This window comes from Streptomyces altiplanensis (assembly GCF_053591575.1).
The window spans coordinates 1-17,430 of record NZ_JBSFUB010000123.1 but is presented as its reverse complement, the minus strand read 5'-3'; the positions used below and the strand labels follow the sequence as shown (position 1 = coordinate 17,430).

At 69.7% G+C, this 17,430-nt stretch carries 8 protein-coding genes and 2 pseudogenes; 5 read left to right on the top strand and 5 right to left on the bottom strand.

Annotated features, from left to right (window positions below):
- Positions 1-636 precede the first annotated feature (636 nt).
- Positions 637-2,273, top strand: a pseudogene (locus ACWD0Y_RS32525) (family 43 glycosylhydrolase).
- 610 nt (positions 2,274-2,883) lie between these two features.
- On the opposite strand, the gene ACWD0Y_RS32520 reads toward ACWD0Y_RS32525, so the two are convergent.
- Positions 2,884-4,902, bottom strand: coding sequence for a glycosyl hydrolase (locus ACWD0Y_RS32520; RefSeq protein ID WP_450263880.1), 2,019 nt, complete (start codon positions 4,900-4,902; stop codon positions 2,884-2,886).
- Between the two features lie 838 nt (positions 4,903-5,740).
- Positions 5,741-6,499, bottom strand: coding sequence for a DeoR/GlpR family DNA-binding transcription regulator (locus ACWD0Y_RS32515; RefSeq protein WP_450263879.1), 759 nt, complete (start codon positions 6,497-6,499; stop codon positions 5,741-5,743).
- Between the two features lie 1,328 nt (positions 6,500-7,827).
- Here ACWD0Y_RS32515 and ACWD0Y_RS32510 point away from each other — a divergent pair.
- The 4 genes from ACWD0Y_RS32510 to ACWD0Y_RS32495 all read left to right on the top strand — a co-directional run bounded on the left by ACWD0Y_RS32510 (position 7,828) and on the right by ACWD0Y_RS32495 (position 13,876).
- A complete protein-coding gene (locus ACWD0Y_RS32510) occupies positions 7,828-9,831 on the top strand; it encodes an ABC transporter ATP-binding protein (RefSeq protein WP_450263878.1) in 2,004 nt (667 codons plus the stop codon).
- A 667-nt stretch (positions 9,832-10,498) separates the two neighbouring features.
- Positions 10,499-11,386 carry an NUDIX hydrolase gene (locus ACWD0Y_RS32505; protein WP_450263877.1) on the top strand — a complete coding sequence of 296 codons (888 nt, stop codon included), beginning with the start codon at positions 10,499-10,501 and terminating at the stop codon, positions 11,384-11,386.
- A gap of 83 nt (positions 11,387-11,469) precedes the next feature.
- Positions 11,470-12,504 (top strand): phosphotransferase enzyme family protein, encoded by a 1,035-nt coding sequence (locus tag ACWD0Y_RS32500; RefSeq protein WP_450263876.1) that lies wholly within the window; start codon positions 11,470-11,472, stop codon positions 12,502-12,504.
- The gene (locus ACWD0Y_RS32495) at positions 12,488-13,876 is read left to right on the top strand and encodes an MFS transporter (RefSeq protein WP_450263875.1); all 1,389 of its coding nucleotides are present in this window, start codon (positions 12,488-12,490) and stop codon (positions 13,874-13,876) included. Before ACWD0Y_RS32500 ends, ACWD0Y_RS32495 begins: the two co-directional genes overlap by 17 nt.
- On the opposite strand, the pseudogene ACWD0Y_RS32490 reads toward ACWD0Y_RS32495, so the two are convergent.
- The 3 genes and pseudogenes from ACWD0Y_RS32490 to ACWD0Y_RS32480 all read right to left on the bottom strand — a co-directional run.
- A pseudogene (locus ACWD0Y_RS32490) lies at positions 13,789-14,055 on the bottom strand (transposase); the annotation flags it as partial. The gene ACWD0Y_RS32495 and the pseudogene ACWD0Y_RS32490 overlap by 88 nt on opposite strands.
- Positions 14,056-14,128: 73 nt before the next feature.
- Positions 14,129-14,830 carry a DUF1707 SHOCT-like domain-containing protein gene (locus ACWD0Y_RS32485; protein WP_450263874.1) on the bottom strand — a complete coding sequence of 234 codons (702 nt, stop codon included), beginning with the start codon at positions 14,828-14,830 and terminating at the stop codon, positions 14,129-14,131.
- Positions 14,831-15,327: 497 nt separating this feature from the next.
- Positions 15,328-15,687, bottom strand: coding sequence for an STAS domain-containing protein (locus ACWD0Y_RS32480; RefSeq protein WP_450263873.1), 360 nt, complete (start codon positions 15,685-15,687; stop codon positions 15,328-15,330).
- Positions 15,688-17,430: the final 1,743 nt, after the last annotated feature.

Sequence of the window (17,430 nt, the reverse complement as noted above, 5' to 3'; positions counted from 1 at the left end):
GGTTGTCGCGGGAGTGGTGGAGCGGCAGAACCGTGCCGTGCGCGAACTCAACGGAACACGTGCGGCGTGAGCACCGCCATGACGACGGTCGTCACCACACCGACCGCGGCCAGTCAGAACAGGCTCATCGCAACTTCCCCGGAGCAATCCCCCGGCGGTTTCATCAGGGACTTCCGGCCGATGTTTCGTATACGACTCCAGCAGCACCGCGGACATCGGTCTTATCGGGTGTGCTCCACAACAGGCTGAAATAATCGCCGGATCGCCCGAATGTTTCGCTGTGATGTCACAGCAGTCGGCGCGACCGATAAAGACCGAAGCCGAGATTCCGCGACAGACGCAGTGCGCCGTTCGTTGCGGACTGCGATGGTCGTGCACAAGCAGCATGGGTTTGAGCTGCAAGGATGTTCGGCACCCGAGATGGGGTGCGGCCGAGTGGGTGGCGTACCGTCATCGCCGGGTGAGCGAAATAATTTCGATGTACTCGCCGAATGATGCAGGGGGGTTGACGCACCCCAGGTGCTGTCCACGATCCTAAGTGTCCGAGTAACCGAAGTGCGTTCGAAATGACGAACGCATGGACGCAAAGACCCACCCCTCCCCTCCGGCCCTCGACGTCACAAGGAGCACCCACATATGTCATGGACTCATCATTCCGTGAATCGCCGTGCCGTCCTCGCGACGGGCACCGGCCTGCTGGCGGGAGGCGTGCTGCCCGCCGCGACGGCCGGGCAGGCGTCCGCCGCGCGGCTTGCGACGCCTTCCTCGGCCCTGGCCACCACCTACGCCAACCCCGTCCTCTGGCAGGACTTCGCGGACCTTGACGTCATCCGCGTGGGCGGCACGTACTACTGCTCGGCCTCGACCATGCACTACTCGCCCGGCGCGCCGATCCTGCGCTCGTACGACCTGGTGAACTGGGAGTTAGCCGGCCACTCGGTGCCGGTGCTGGACTTCGGCTCCAAGTACGACCTCAACGGCGCCCGCGGATACGTCCGGGGCATCTGGGCATCGTCACTGGCGTACCGCCCGTCCAACAGGACGTTCTACTGGGTGGGCCAGATCGATTTCGCCAAGACCTACCTGTACACGGCCCCGTCCGTCGAAGGGCCTTGGAGCCGGCTGACCACGATCGGCACCGCCTACTACGACGCGGGCATGCTCGTCGACACCGACGACACCCTGTACGTGGCGTACGGCAACACCACCATCCACGTGGCGCAGCTCTCCGCGGACGGCCGCACCCAGGTCCGTACCCAGCAGGTCTTCAGCACCCCGTCCAGCATCGGGACTCTGGAGGGTTCCCGTTTCTACAAGATCAACGGCAGTTACTACATCTTCCTGACCCGCCCCGCCAACGGCCAGTACATCCTGAAGTCGACGAGCGGACCCTTCGGGCCCTACAGGCTCCGGCAGGTGCTGCTCGACCTGCCCGGCCCGGTCAGCGGCGGAGGGGTGCCCCACCAGGGCGGACTCGTCCAGACCTCATACGGGGCGTGGTACTACATGGCGTTCGTCGACGCCTACCCCGGCGGCCGCATCCCCGTCCTGGCCCCGGTCACCTGGACCTCCGACGGCTGGCCCGTCGTCCAGCTCGTCAACAACGCGTGGGGCAGCTCGTATCCGAGCCCCACCGTCCCCACTCCGCCCCGCGCGGTCGAACCCATGACGGGGGTCGACTACTTCACCCGGCCGTCCCTGGCTCCGAAATGGGAGTGGAACCACAACCCTGACAACAGCAAGTGGTCGGCGGGCAACGGTCTTACGCTGAGCACCGCGACCGTCACCAGCGACCTGTACTGGGCCCGCAACACCCTCACCCACCGCATTCCGGGACCCACCTCCACTGCGACGGCGCTGCTGGAGTACGCGGGGATGCGGGACGGGGACCGGGCGGGTCTGGCCCTGCTGCGTGACTCCTCCGCCTGCATCGGCCTCATGCGCGACAGCAGCGGCACCCGCGTGGTCATGGTCGACGGCCTGACCATGGACACCAACTGGAACACCACCGGCACCGGCACCGTGCGGGCGCCGGCGTCTCGGGCAGCCGGATCTGGCTTCGCGTGAACGCCGACATCACCCCCGGGGCGAACCGTACCGCCAGGTTCTCCTACAGCACCGACGGCACCAACTTCACCGTGTTCGGGCCCGCGTTCACCCTGAACAACGCCTGGCAGTTCTTCATGGGCTACCGCTACGCCCTCTTCAACTTCACCACCGGGACTCTCGGCGGCTCCATCCGGGTCACGCAGTTCAAAGTAACCGCTCCCTGACCGCCTTCCTGCCCCCGCGTCATCCGCGGAAGCGACCTCCTGCCGCGGCTGTCCCGGCAGCAGCCCCTGCGGTCCGGCTGCCGCCGGGACTTCATCCGAACCGGCGAAACCACCACACCTGTCGCACCTGCCAGGGGCCGTCTTCGAAAACCATCGGACGGTGGATCATGGTGTGGGGGCTCAGAACCCGAAAGGCCCTGCGTTCTGACCCGAATTGCTCACCGTGCCCAGCCCTCGTGCGAAATCGTGGCCGGCAGCGCCACGCTCCACTGCCCCGCGCTCTCCCGTGCCGCCCCTGCGCCACAGTGCAACCAAGCACGCCCCGATCACAGCTGCCGACACAACCAGCACGGAGACAATGACGCTCATGCGCCCCCCGCTCATCTGACGGAACCGTCCTGTGGCCCCTTCTCGATCCGTACATTCTGCGGGACCGCCGGCTCAAGGGCAACGGACGTTCCCAGTGCCACGCTCGGCATCACCGCCCCCACGGCCTGGCACTCACGGGAGAAATCGCGCCCATGCGCGACAGCCTCCAGACGTCGGGAGCACCCGCTTCAATGCCGGAACGGCACCCGGTGCGCACCTCCGTCTGCTCGGCCGGCGGCGGTCATTCGGCCCTGATGTTGTCCACGTACACGACACCCTTGGCCGGGGCGCCGCTGCCGTGGCCGAGGTACAGGTTGAACGTCGCCACCTTGGCGAGGTGGGCCGCATCCAGCACCTCCCCGGCGTGCGCCGTGTCCCAGGGGGCGGGCTTGAACTCGCTGAACGGCGCCCGGATCTCCCGTCCGTCGGTGTCGGACAGCGGAATCCCGTACTCGAAATAGGCGCCCCCGGACACGATCTGGAGCGTCGCGCCGTTCGCCGAACCGTCGCCCTGCAGCCACAGCGCCAGCGACGAGAAGGCGGTCCAGTCCGCGTCGACCGACTTGCCGACGCCGGTGTACCCGGCGCTGCTGAAGTCGTACGAGTAGGCCAGCCCGTACGAGCCCGAGGCCTTGTGGCCGGCCGACAGGGTCGTGGTGTTGGCGTTGACGTGGCTGTACGCCTCGCTGAGGGTGGCGTCGTCCCCGGCGTACCCCTCGAAGTCGTCGATCCATCCGGCGGGCAGGGGGGCGACCTCGCCGAGGAGGACCAGGGCCGAGTCGGTGAGGGTCCTGCCGTTCACCCGGGCGTCCACCGAGAGGGTCACCGACCGGTTGTCCAGCCAGGCCGGGTCGATCGACCAGTCACCGGAGTAGAAGCCGTCGGCGTCGAGCCGGAGCCGTCGGGCGCGTCCGCCGTTCACCGAGTAGGTGACCCGGCCCGCCGTCGCGTGCGTGACCCGCACCCGGACGGTGCTCTCGGGGCTCGTCAGGCGCTGCCGGTCCGTGGGGGTCACGAGGTGCATGAAGGGGGCGTTCCGGACGGCGGTGGTGCGCGCGGCGTACACGCCTCGCAGGTCACCGGCGAACACGGTGCAGGGGTCCTGGGCGTACTGGACGAAGTCCGCGTGCAAGGCGTGGCCCGGGGTCGGCACGTAGGACCGGGTGCTGCCCCCGAAGTTCGCCCAGGTCTGCATGTAGGTCACCCGGCGGGCCAGCGGGTCCGCCTTGATGGCGCCCAGCAGCTTTGTGAACCACTGCGGGTTCCGGCCCTCTTCCCCGCTCTCGCCGAACTCGGTGTAGGCCGGGACCTTGCCCTTCTCCCCGGCCAGGCGGACCACCATCGCCAGGTCCTTCACCAGGCTCTCCAGCCAGGCGTCCGATCCGGCGGAGCTGTCGTAGGCGTCGTAGCCGAGGACGTCGACGTAACCGTCGCCCGGGTAGGTCTTGAGGTAGCCCGTCGGGTCGCCGCCGAAGCTGGAGTTGGGCGAGTACGAGTAGAGCAGGTTGCGGACGCCCTTGGTGTCCCGCAGGTACTCGACCGTGTAGCGGAATATTTCGATGTACTCCGCCGAGGTGGTGTGGCCGGCGCCCCACCAGAACCAGCCGCCGTTGTTCTCGTGGAAGGGCCGGAAGATGACCGGGATCGGGGTGCCGTCCGGCCGCCGTGCGCCCTTGACCGCCTTCGCGATGCGGTCGAGGAAGGCGTTGAACTGCGCGTGCTTCGTGCCTCCGGGGAGGATCTGGCCGACGACACGGCCCGATGTGTCGTAGAAGTCCTTGCCGGTGACGAAGTTCGGCATGTGCGCACTGAGCGTGTTGATCCCCCCGCAGGCGTCCGCCTGCCGGATGCACCGGCTGAGCGCGGCGATGTTCCCGGCCTCGGTCGCGTCCTTGCTGCCGGGGCGCTCGTCACCGTCGAGGATCAGGGTGTCCCAGCCGAACAGCGCGGGGTGGTCGCCCACCGCCGCCTTGGTGTCGGACGCCTTGCCGTCCTGCGTGGTGAAGGTGAAACCGTAGGACAGGGCGTGCTGGTGGCCGAAGAGGATGCCTTTGCCCTGCTGCCGCATCAGGTACGCGAACAGTGCGCGCGTGGCGCTCGTCGCCTGGTCGTCGACGATCCGGACGGGCGTCGGCGCACCGGCCGGCGCCACGGCGGGGGTCGCCGCCGAGGCCATGGGCATCCCGGCGCCCGCCGCCGCCATGGCGGTCGTGGCGCCGAGGAGGACGAACGAACGGCGGTTCACGACAGGGTTGTGCATGGCTGTCTCCTTGGACGTGGCCGGCTCTCACAATGAAGGGGAGGTTCTCGCCGCGGGCTCGGGGCCGGAACGCGAACCACGCACCGACGATCCGTTCGTCGGCCTCCCGGCGTGCCCGTTCCCGTGGCCTGTGCGGCCGTGGTGCCGACTGTGCCGGATGACGACAACGTTGTCTATCCTGATACGACAGTTAAGTAATCGGTTTAGTGAATTGCCGCAAGAGTGCTCCTTGTACTGCCGGGGATGCCTTCGTCGCCGCGGCGAAAGTCACGGTCGGCGTTTCGGGCATCACGCCGTCGGGGTTGTCCGGAGCGGGCCTGGTGGGTCTCCCGGCCAGAGTGTCCGCAGCGCCACCGGACGGGCCCCGAGGGACCGTGCCGCTGAGGGCGGGGTGAGGGCGGTGACATCGGCGCCGTCGACTGGAGTTCCGGCAGCACCGAGGGCGTCACGAACCGCATCGAGAAGATCAAGAGGCAGCTCTACGGGCGAGCCGGAGTCGAGCTGCTCCGCAAGGTGATGCCGTGTCAGCAGCCTTCCACGGCCGCTCTCCCGAGTCTGTGGCAGAGCCCCGGAACGGGCAGCAGGTGTTCACCACTCCGGGTTCCGGTTCAACCTCTGTGACGGTGTACCGTCCTCGCTCGTCCCCGGCATCGGGTCGACTCGCCGGCCTGCGGATTTCCCGCGTCCGCCCTACTGGCTCAGCGATCGACGGTTCGTACCACGGAAGTTGAGGCAGAACCCCGCCGCGGGAGGTACGGCGAGTGGAGACTGTTCGGTTCCCTGTCGGGTTCGCACCCCAGAGGGCGTTCCCGCCGTTCCGAGGTCCTGTGTTCGGCCGTCAGTTGGCCGCGATGACCTCCACGCCGAGCGCCTTGAGCTGACCGATGACCGTGTCATGGGGATCGGCATCGGTGATCAGTCCGCTGACCTTCTCCCAAGGCAGGACACGGAACTGCGAGGCCGTGCCGATCTTCTCGGAGGAGGCGAGGATGCAGGTGTCCGCGGCCCGCGCGGACAGGGCGCGCTTCATCGCCGCCTCCTCGGCGTCTCCGGTGGTCAGTCCCGCCTCGGGGTGCACGCCGGTGACGCCGAGCAGGCAGAGGTCGGCGGAGACGTTCTGCGCCGCCTCGACTGCGGCGGCACCACAGGCGACCGCCGAGTGCTTGAAGACGCGGCCCCCGAGCAGGAAGAGCTCCGCCTGCGGATGGTCGAGCAGGGCCGCGGCGATCGTCGGGCTGTGGGTGATCACAGTGCAGGCGAGGTACCGCGGGAGCGCGTGGGCTACGGCGAGGGCGGTGGTTCCACCGTCGAGAATCAGCGTGCCGCCCGGCCGTACCAACCCCGCGGCCACCGAAGCGACCTTCTGCTTGCCGTCCAGGGCCACACTCTGCCGGGCGGCATAGTCCACCACCGCCGGGGAGACGGGCAGCGCGCCGCCATAGACCCGCTGGCACAGCCCCTCGGCCGCGAGATCGCGCAGGCCGCGCCGCACGCTGTCCTCGGAGATGCCCAGTTCGGCGGCGACGTCCTTGGCGACGATCTTGCCCTCGCGGGTGAGCAAACCGAGCAGGTAGTCGCGTCGTTCAGCAGCCAGCATGCGCACTCTCTCCTGTTCTTGCACGCTTCTGCATGTATCGTAGCGCCCCGTGACCGACAGGCCCTTGCCCCTCCTGATCGCCGGCCCTACCGTTCCAGCACCAACGGCGACCCGCAGGGCATGGCCGTCGGCCTCGCCCGCCTCGAACCCGCCGCCCGGCCCGTCTTCGCGGCCGCCCACCTTCCCATGACCGGGGAGTGGATCGCCCCGCCCGCCCTCCGGTCCGCCGGCGCGGGACCCGCCGCCCCCTCGCCGGGCGGCCATGGACAGGCCCTTCGCCCGACGGTGAAACCGCTGGAGAACCGCTTCCTCAGGTATGCCCAGGAACGCATGGGGTCCGATTTCCAGGGCGGCTCGGATGCCTCCCGAAGCGGGGCTCCGGCTCAACTCCCGCGATGAGGCCGCCGTAGGTGATTGCCCGAGCCCCAGGGCAGGGTCAGGCCGGCGGCGAGGTGCGTGAGGTGCACTTGCAGTCGGGCCGCACGATCTCCTCCCACAGTTTCCACGCGTTGGCGCAGCCCTCGTTCCAGCGGTCGTCCAGGCAGGGCTTGCAGTCGTCGAGGACGAAGGGCCGGTTCTGTCACCGGCCAGTGAACAGCTCCTGGGGCACCGCGGCGTCGGCGAACTGATTGACGGGTCGTCAGGTCATGCCGAGCCACCGCTGGACGGAGCGTCGGCTGTGTCCTGCCTTGAGCAGGGCGTGGACGGCTGAGTGCCGGACCGTCCCCGGGCCGATGCGACCCCAGGCCAGATCAATCATGGGACAAACCAGCCGGGCGGCACCCGGAAAGTACCGTGCCGCACGCTGCCCCCGGACCTGGAAGCACGGCGGACAAGTCACCGACGTGCACGGTCACGTACAGACCCCCGGACGCGCCACCATGCTCACCGGGGCCGCCGAGTTCGTAAATCCGGGTGTCCCGTCACGAGGGGACGCTTCACTGCCCGGTTCCGCCACAGCGCTGGTCCGGCATACGAAGGCCGCAATACCTCCAAGGAGTGATGCCGGCTGTCGAACGTTCGACAGCGCCCGTATCACAGCGGTCCCTTGGCCTTCACCGGCCACGGGAACATGCGTTCACGATCTGCCTCTGATTTACCCGTTACGGGTCCCCATCAGGACCGTTCTTAGAGCACCAGTACGCCCGGCCCGCCTCACGCCCTCATCTGGAGGACGCCATGAATCCTGTGCCCGCTCCCGTGAACGGCCCTGCCGTGTTCGAGCAGCAGCGCCTCGCCGCCTCGCCCCGGATGCCGTACGGGCGCCGTGTTGACGCCCCCGTGGCCCGTGCCGGCCGCTCCTCACACCCGGATACGAGGTGGGGGGCATGAGCGGGGAAAACGCTGCGAAGGCGGAGTCCGCGCAGGAGGTTTCACAGTCCGAACAGCTGCTGTTCGGCGGCGAGCTGGCGTACGACATCGGGTGGAGCCGGCACCAGGGGGCATGGCTGGCCCTGGACCTGTGGGCGATGGCCCGCACGCTGCCGAAGCTGGTGGGTGTCGCGGTCCGGCTGGCACACCAGGCCGACGCGCGGGCACTGCGCATCGTGTGGCTCGCGGAGCTGGGCCGGGGCATCGCGCAGGCGGTCGGGCTGGTCGCGGTCAACTCGGTCCTGGGGCATCTGCTGGTAGGCGGTTCGACGGTCGAGCGGCTGGAGCGGGCGACGCCCGCGCTCGTGGCCGTCGCCGTCACCGCGCTGCTGGGCTCCCTCCTGCGGTCGGCTTCGACGTCGGCCACCGGGGCACTGGAGCCGAAGGTGCAGCGGGTGGCGACGGAGCGGTACCTGTCGCTCGTCGCCCGGGTGGAGCTGTCGGCGATCGAGGACGACGAGTTCCACCGGCTGCTGGACTCCGCCGGTTACGGGGCGGATTCGGCCCGGCGGATGGTCAAGTACTGCACCTCGGTTCTCAACTCACTGATCTCGTTGGTCGCCGCGGCCGGCGTGCTGACCGTCCTGCACCCCGCGCTTTTGCCGTTGCTGATCGCGATGACGCTGCCGAGCGCGTGGAGTTCGCTGACGATCGCCAAGATGCGCTACATCTCCTTTCATCAGTTCGTTCAGCATGCCCGTGCCGGGCAGTTGCTGGGCCGGCTGCTGATCGACCAGCAGGCCGCCGCCGAGGTCCGCGTCCACGACGTCGGCCCGTTCCTGCTCACCCACTTTCGCGGCATGGCGCAGACCAGTGAGCGGGAACAGACCCGTATGGCGAGCGAGGCTGCGCGCAAGGGACTGATCGCCGACGGCGCCACCGGGCTGGCCACGGCCATCACCTACGGGGTGCTGGGCGTGCTGCTGTGGACCGGGGGGATGGACCTGGCGGTGGCCGGCACCGCGGTGCTGGCCATCCGCACCGGCTCGGGCAGTCTCGACCAGCTCGTTCTGCAGATCACCGAGCTGCACCAGGAAGCCCTGTTCGTCGCCGACTTCGAGAAGCTGTGCCGGGAGGCCGCCGAGCGGGCCATCCCCGCCACCGGAGTCGACCTGCCCGAGCAGGTGGACGAGATCCGCTTCGAGAAGGTCACCTTCACCTACCCCGGCAGCACCACGCCGGAGCCCTCCCTGCGCGAGGTCGACGTCACCATTCCCACCGGAAAGATCGTCGCCCTGGTGGGCAACAACGGCAGCGGCAAGTCGACCCTGGTGAAGCTGTTGTGCGGCCTGTACCGGCCGGACGCGGGGTGTGGCCGCATCCTGTGGGGCGGCGTCGACACGGCCACGGCGAACCGGGACCAGATCTTCGGGCGGGTGGCCATGGTGGCCCAGGACTTCTACCGGTGGCCGTTCACCGCCCGGGTCAACATCGGCATCGGCCGCTCCAGCGGCCCGATGAGCGACACCGCGATCGAGGCGGCGGCCGCCTACGCCGGTGCGGACGAGGTCCTGGCGAAGCTGCCGCGGGGCCTGTCCACGCTGCTGGCCCGCGGCTACAAGGGCGGGCACCAGATCTCCGGCGGCCAGTGGCAGAGGATCGGAATCGCGCGGGCGCGGTTTCGCGGCGCCCAGGTGCTGATCGTGGACGAACCGACCAGCGCCCTGGACGCGGCCGCCGAGCAGCGGGTGTTCGACCAGATCCGCAACCTCGCCGCCGAGGGCCAGACGATCATCCTGATCACCCACCGGCTGCACTCGGTGCGTCACGCGGACCTGATCTACGTCCTCGACCAGGGGCGGATCGCCGAAGCCGGCACATTCGAGGAGCTCATGGACCCGGTTACGGGCACGGGCGCGTTCCGGGATGCCTACCTGCTGCAATCGCGCGCCTACGACCACACGATCCCCGCTCAGCGCGACAAGACGGTGGATGACGAGCCGGCTGGGGAGCGCGCGTGAGAGCGGAGCCACAGACCGGAATCGCCCTCGCCGCAGCCTTGCCGGCCGAGGAGGTGCCGCGTGACGCGTTGTGCTGACCATGTGCCCGGGCTCGGCCACGCAGCTCTGGGCGGATGCGACGGGGGCATCGGTGCGCGCACCAGGCGCGGTAGCCGACCGCCGGGTACCAGTCCAGAGTTTACCCGCAGGCTCCGCATACGCCCGGCTCGGCGGGGCGGCGGCCCCGTGGTGAACCTGCCCGGCCCCCGCACCGCCCCTGCTGCCGATGGGGGGAAGGCGCCCCTGCGAGGCCGCCGTGCGCTCACCGACCGCCTGCCGGGAGAGGCGGCCGGCCTGCTCGGCACGTCGGTGCACGCAGTCGCGCTGCCCGCCCTGGCCGTACTCGAGCCGAAGGCCGGTCCGGAACAGGTCGCGGCCCTCCTGGCCCGAGCACGCGGGCGCCGGGAAGGGGCCCTGACCTGGCGGAAGGCTCTGCGCCTGAAGGACCGGGTCCCGGCCCCGGGTCAGGACGGACCGCTGACCGGTCGGGCAACGCCGGAGATCCGGCGGGTCTCGGTGCTGCGGGAAGAAGCCGGACTGTGGTCGTCCTGCCGCCGTGCCGGCTGGTGGACCGCCACCCGCCCCAGTCTGTTGTCCGCCTTTGCGTCCCCACCTCAAGGAGCCTGAGATGCCCCTGCCCGACGACCCGCGAGGGACTGCTGCACTGCTGGTCGACTCCCGTGGCCGCTACCTGCTGCACCTGCGCGACGCCAACAAGAAGATCTGCGACCCGGGAACGTGGAGCGTCCCGGGCGGTGACCGCGAAGGAACGGAGTCCTCACGTGAGGCGGTGGAGCGGGAACTGCTGGAGGAGACCGGCCTGGTGGTCCCGCTGACAGAGTTCACGGTGGTCGACTCCCTGGGCCCCGACGGGGTCAAAGGCCGGATTCGCGTCTACCTCGGGACCTGGGACGGCAACGCCGATGAACTGCCGTGCCCCGAGGGCATCATGTTCCGCCATTTCGACGCCGCCACCGTCCCGTACCTGACGATGTGCCCGTGGACGAAGGAGGTCATCGACCTCCATCAGGCCCAGGTCGCCGCCCGGCCCTCCGTACCGGCGCAGGCCCGCCCCGGCGGTCAGGCACGTCCGAACGTCGTCGGCGTGCACCTCTACCTCGAGCAGGACGGCAAGGTACTGCTCGGCCTCCGGCGCCCCGACGCCGCCTTCGCGGCCTCCACCCACCACTTCCTGGCCGGCCACTGCGAACAGGAATCCGCCCTCGCCTGCCTGGTCCGCGAGGCACAGGAGGAAGCCGGCATCGCGATCGATCCCGCAGACGTGGAGCTGGTCCACGTCGTGCACCTCGTGGACCACCCCGGCGGGCAGCCCCGCATGGGGCTGGTCTTCCGCGCCCAGAAGTGGACGGGTACGCCGGAGGTACGCGAGCCCGACCGCTGCGTGTCCTGGGACTGGTGGCCCTCCGACGCCCTGCCCGACAAGACCGTCCCTTACACCCGCGCCGCGATCGACGGCATCCGGGCAGGCCGCCTCTACACGGAGATGGGCTGGTGACCGTGGTCTCTGCCCCAAGCCCCTCCGTGGATGCGGGCCCGCAGCGGCTCGGCGGCCACCCGGCGCTGCCGGGGGGCGTCGCGATGAGCGCAGAGTCCGACGTGATGGTCGTGGCAGGCGTCTTGCCGCTCTTCTGCCGGATCATCCCCACCTCGGTCGTCGACGGCCAGAGGGGAGCAGCTACGCGCAGCTGCCTGGCCGAGGACAGTAATGGCCGCCGATGGTTCATCAAGTCCTATCCGGCGGGAGCGGATCTGCCGGCCGAGCTGGAGGCGCTGAAGTTGGACGAGTTCGCTCGCATCGGCGGGGTCCCGGTGCCGGCGGTGCAGCGGTCGTCGGCCGGCGATCTCATTGTGACTGCGGGCGGGACGGCGGTGTCCGTCATCGAGTACGTCGATGGCGCGCAGACCGCTGAAGGCAGCCTGCACGGCGACCGGTGGGCGGCGGTCGGAGAGGCGGTGGGGCGTCTGCACCGGGTCCTGGCCCGCCATCCGGCCGGGCCGCCGCGGCAGGTTCCCGTACGAGAGGTCTGCGACGTCGAGTGGGCGGGACAGCATCTGGAGAAGCTGCTCACGCGCTACGCGAACGGCACCACCGGCGGAGAGTTCGCCGGGTGGGCGTGCCAGGCCGTCGAGCAGCGATCTGGCGCGTTGCCCCAGGTGGCGGCCATGCTCAAGGCCCTGCCCCCGACGTTGACGGCTCAGACGGTGCACGGGGACCTGGCCTCGCCCAACGTGCTGTTGCGTGAGCAGGAGGTGGCGGGCCTGATCGACTTCCGGCCGCCCCGTCACCGCAGCGCCGCGCGGGAGCTGGGCCGGATCGTCCTCGGTCCGCGCACGGTGCCGGCCGGCCCAAACTGGCCTGCGGATCTGGCCGAGGCGATCACGGCCTACCGCGAGGGTAATCCCGGGCTGCCGGTGGAGGACCTGCTGTCCGTGCCCCGGGGGGCGGCCGGCTACATGGCCTGCTCGGTCTACCCGCTGTCCGAACCCCTCGACAACCCGGCCGCGGTCACCCCGGAGCTGGAGACGTACGGGCGGGCCCGGCACGCGGCCGTCGGCGTGCTCACCGACCGCTTGGAGGAGACCGAGGGGGTGCTCCGTGACTGCCTGTCCTGAATCCTCCACCGCACCCGCATCGTTGTGGCGGCACCATGACTTCCGGTGCTACATGACTGGTCAGGCAGCCAGCGTGACCGGCAGCTCGATCAGCGCCATGGTGATCCCCGTGCTGGCGGTACTCGAACTGGACGCCACCGCCGCCGAGGTCGCCTGGCTGTCGTTCCTGGGCCAACTGCCGCCCGCTCTCCTGGCCTTGCACGCCGGGGCGCTCGCCGATCGCCACTCCAAGCGGAAGCAGATGATCATCGGCGATCTGATCAGCGCCGCCACGCTGGCCAGCGTGCCGGTGGCGGCCGCACTGGACAGGCTGTCCCTGGCCCAGCTGATGGTGGTCGCGGCGGTGCAGGGCGCGGCGGGCGTGCTGCACGATGCCGCCGCGCTCAGTCTCCTGCCCAGCCTGGTCGACCGGTCGCTGATCCAACGGAGCAACAGCCGCATCGGCGGGCTCTTCGCCGTCGCCGCCACCGCGGGCAGCAACCTCGGCGCCGCCCTGACCGCGCTCCTCGGGCCGGCCCGGGCACTCATCGGCGATGTCGTCTCCTACCTCATCAGCGCCTGGTGCACCGCCCGCATCAAGGCCCCCGAGAGCCCCAGGGCACCAGCCGAGGGCCGTCGGCTGCACACCGAGATCGGTGAGGGCCTGCGGTACGTGCACCACGACCACCGGTTGCGCACGCTGACCCTGGTCAACGCCACGACGTCGGCCGCCCTGGCACTCCTCAACACCCTGTGGACGCTGTACCTGCTCCGGTCCCTCGCGATGAGCGCGACCGCCTTCGGCGTGGTCCTGGGACTCGGAGCCCTGGGCGCGGCGGCCGGCGCTCTGGTCGCCCCGGTACTCGCGGAGCGGTACGGGCCCGGACCGCTCATGCTCGTCGCTCTCGCGATCACCCCGCTCGCCCAGGTCCCTCTGCTGCTCGCCTCTCCGGGCCTCGCCTGGCAGTTCGCCATCGGGGCCGCCCTGTTCCTTCAGCTGGCCTGCGCCGCGGCCGTGGGAACGACCCAGCGCTCCATTCGGCAGGTCATCACCGCCGACGGCATGCAAGCCCGCATGCAAGCCGTGAGCACCTGGCTCACCTCCGGTGCGCGGCCGGTGGCCGCGCTGCTCGCCGGCGGACTCGGCACCTGGATCGGGGTGCGCCCCACCTTGATCATCGGCACCTGCCTGCTCGTCGTCCCCCTCGTGGTCCTCTACCGTTCCCCGTTGCGCGGCCTGCTGCAGATGCCCGGCGTGCCCCCTGCGCCTCCCCCTTCAGCAGACGCCCTCGTACAACCGGCGCCTCTTCCCGAGCGGGCCGCCTCAGCGATCAGAGCCTCCGGCAGAGCGGAGAAGACGCCGGCGTCCCGCCAGATGCGAAAGCGCCCGTAAACGGTCGCCCAGGGGCCGAACCCGGCAGGCATCTCGCGCCACTGGGCACTGGAGCGGAACCGCCAGATCACACCCTCGAACTGATCCCGCAGCCGTTCGGGACAGGGGCCGTACTCACCGATCGGCAGATACGGCTCGACGAACTCCCACTGATCCTCGCTGAGTTGCCTACGCGTCACGCCTCCAGCCCTACCCCGCTCCACCGCACCCGGAGGGCGAAACCAACCAATTGATCACAACGACATACAGGCCCTAGTTACGGATGGCCTCTTCGAGCCAGCGGCGCCATGCGGTCTTCCGGCGGTCACCGGGGTGCGCAAGGGTGATGTCGCCGAAGATCGCGGCCCCGGCCACCCGCAACCGCGGGGCCCGGCCCTGCGGCGCGGTGTGCGCGCGGGTCAGATCGCGTACGTCTCCCAGGACGCTGCCGCAGGCCAGCTCGACCTGCACTCCTTCGGGAACGATCAGCCGTACGTCCCCGAACACCGCCCGCGCCGTCACGGTCAGCTCACCGCTGGACGGCGCCGTCATCCCGCACAGATCCAGGGTGAGATCCCCGAGTACCGCGTACACGTCGAGGGTGCCGGAGCCCTGCACGGCCGGGCTTCGACAGGTGACGTCCCCGAGCATGGCGACGAATTTCCGCTTACCTGCCGCCGTTCCCGCACCGGTACCGCTCCCTGCCCCGGCAGCCGCATCCGTACTCGTCTCGCCGGCGGTGGGCAGATCCCGACCGAGCACGGCGAGCTGCTCGCGGGTCCGGGCCAGGTATGCCGCCTCGCAGCGGTCGGCCAGTTCCTCCAGCGTCAGCCGGCCCTCGCCGGTGGCGACCCTCAGCCGTTCCACCAGGGCCTCCCGCTCGGCGTCCGAGGCCAGTACCGATGCCGCGGAGTCCGGAGCGGGTACGGGCGCCACGGCCGCGTCCTTGAACAGACCGGGGCGTTCGGGGTCCACGTGCATGACGCTGCCTTCCGTAACGGGCGAAACGGCCAGCTCCCATCCCAACAGGTCGCCTCCCCAAGCACATCGACCTGCGGGGCGACCGGGATCGCGCGCGCTACATCGAAGGATGTAGTCGTAGGGTCCCGTGCAGTGCGCGGTCGGCGGTCGGCGGTCGGTCGAGGCTCCGAACGACGCTGCCACGTGGTGGGGCAGGTTGGTGCCCGCCGGTGTGCCGGGACGTAGTGGGCTCGCCGGTCTGGTCCGTGTTCAGGCCATGGCGGGCCGGCCGGCGACGTCGGTGGTCTGGGCCCAGGCCGCGCAGCGGAAGGACGTCCCGGGACGGTAGCCGTGGGCGCTCATCATTCGGCGATCCGGATGACGTTCTGCTGCAGCCACTCCGCAAGCCATGGCGACGACACCGGGAGCATGCCGTCGAGCGGCCGTCAGCCCAGTCGGCCGACCTGTCATACGGCTGGTCAGAAGCCCACAAAACCACTCAAGAGTCTGGCTTACGAAAGCTGTGCGGCAGGTTCGATGGCGCTGGTCGAGTCGGCTGCGATGGTGAAGAGCGCGTAGGTGCCGCTGATTTCCAGGAGTCTGGTCACCTGCGGGGTGAGAGGGCCTGCGAGGACCAGGTGCTGGCGGTGGTGGGCCTGGATCAGGGTGTTGAGCATGGAGGAGTCGGCGAAGGAGACACCGGCCAGGTCGACAACGGTCCGCGTGACGCCGTCGCTATGCGCCGTTTCCAGCGCCTGGCGCAGAACTGCCTGGGAGGCCATGTCGAACTCCCCCTCACAGACGATGACGCGCGTGCCGTCCTTGCCGGGCAGCACCAGGACGCGAGTTGCGGGCCCCGTCGTCTTGCTCACGTTTCCACCTTCATCACCTGGGAACCCGCTTCTGCGCACACACCAGCGGGCTCGTCTCCACGCCAGACACACCGCCTGACCGGCATTCCGCAGAGAAGAATATCTTTCTGGCCCACATAAGTAAAAGTGTAGCGATCGAGACAGATATAGAGGATTGTCGGCCGAGAATCGTGTGCATGCCCCCGCCACCGAGAGACGCGGCCGCAGCCGTCCCGACGGCGGCACACGGAGCGGACCTCCCGGGCCGAAGGCCGCTCATGCCGACACCGACCCGATGGCCCCTCAGTGACGATCTCCTGAGGTCACAGCGCTGGTGGAAGCAGAGCCTGCACAGACACCCTCTGCCCGGCGAGCCGCTCGCCGGGACATCACCGAGTGTCGACCGGTGGCTGTTTCCCTCGCGGCTTTCGCCTGGACCGATCCCTCACCAGCCAACGACAGGTAGGCAGGCAGGCAGGCCGACCCGAGTACGGCAGTCACCCGGCCGGGCGGTCGCACGGCAGCCGGAGAGCGGGGAGAGAGCTGCCGGCTCTCTCCCCGCTTCGCCACCGGTCTGGGCCATTTCCCTGTGCGCGCGCCGGGCTGTCTGCTCCGTGACGCGCGCGGGGTTTTCTGCGCGGCAGTGACCGTGGTGCCTTGCGGTCGTTGTTCCGCTGACGCGAGTACATATCCGTCCCCACGGACCCGCGTTGTGAGGGCCCCGCACACCAGGGCCCTCACCCCCTCCCCCAGGCCGCTACGGCGCGCCACGCCGTATCCCACTCATACGGGGCGGCCGCCCGTGTTCCACCCGCCGGGAATCATTCATCGCCGTGTCCGGGCCGGGCGCGCCGGCTGGCTGCCCGACGCGGACGGCCGGTGCCCAGCGATCGGAGCACCGCCCATGACACCACCCTGCACCGGGCCCAGGGCCGGTCCCGGTGTCCGCGCCGACCGGAGCGAAGCAGGTGTCGCCCCTTTTCTGCTGCCGGTCGCTGCGGCGCTCCCGCAGAGCAGCACGTGCCTGTTCGGTGTCGAGCAGGAGGGAGAACCCCTCGCACGCGAGGCGCCGCACATCGGTGGTCGTGGCCGGGTGACGTTCTTCGGCGCGGGCCCAGACCAGCTCCGCCGCGTACGGCGCGAAAAGCTCCTTCTGCCGGGCGTAACCGAGTTCCGATCCGTTCTTTCAGCGCGGACAGCACTCGGCGCCACAGCCCCTTGACCAGACGCCCGGCCGCATCACCCAGAGAACCACCATTCATCCCCCTATCCTGCTCCCCCACCACAGACAATCACCCTGCCCCCCTCACCGCGGATGATCCCGGGCTCTTCGTGTAAGCCGTACGGTATGCTCCCGCACCCGGAATTCGAACCTTCGCGCCATTTCGGCGTGTTCAAGGGACCAGCCCGGATGTTCGACATCCCGCAGGTTCTGCGCGAGGCGCAGCCAGTGCCACACCCGGCCCACGCCGTCTGCGCCGGAACTGAGTGCCACGGTCACCACGCACCCCTACTGGGCCACGGTGGACGAGGACAGGACGATGGAGGTGCGGACGGCGCTCAAGGACGCCTACGAAACCCCCGACGACAGCCCGGGCCGCGTAGCCACCGGCCCCACGCGCGCACCACCCCGGGCAGACACTGGCATCTAGGAGCCACTCTTTTAGAGCAGTGTTTCCATCTCAAACCATACCATTGTCTAGCCGGGAACGGAGATACTAGAGGCGGGCATCGACGACGCCGCGCTCCCGCGCGCCACGTGGA

Bases quoted from the DNA above. Each gene is read 5' to 3' on its own strand.
- ACWD0Y_RS32510 (WP_450263878.1), top strand. From the start codon at position 7,828: ATGAGCGGGGAAAACGCTGCGAAGGCGGAGTCCGCGCAGGAGGTTTCA.
- ACWD0Y_RS32500 (WP_450263876.1), top strand. From the start codon at position 11,470: ATGAGCGCAGAGTCCGACGTGATGGTCGTGGCAGGCGTCTTGCCGCTC.
- ACWD0Y_RS32520 (WP_450263880.1), bottom strand. From the start codon at position 4,902: ATGCACAACCCTGTCGTGAACCGCCGTTCGTTCGTCCTCCTCGGCGCC.
- ACWD0Y_RS32505 (WP_450263877.1), top strand. From the start codon at position 10,499: ATGCCCCTGCCCGACGACCCGCGAGGGACTGCTGCACTGCTGGTCGAC.
- ACWD0Y_RS32515 (WP_450263879.1), bottom strand. From the start codon at position 6,499: ATGCTGGCTGCTGAACGACGCGACTACCTGCTCGGTTTGCTCACCCGC.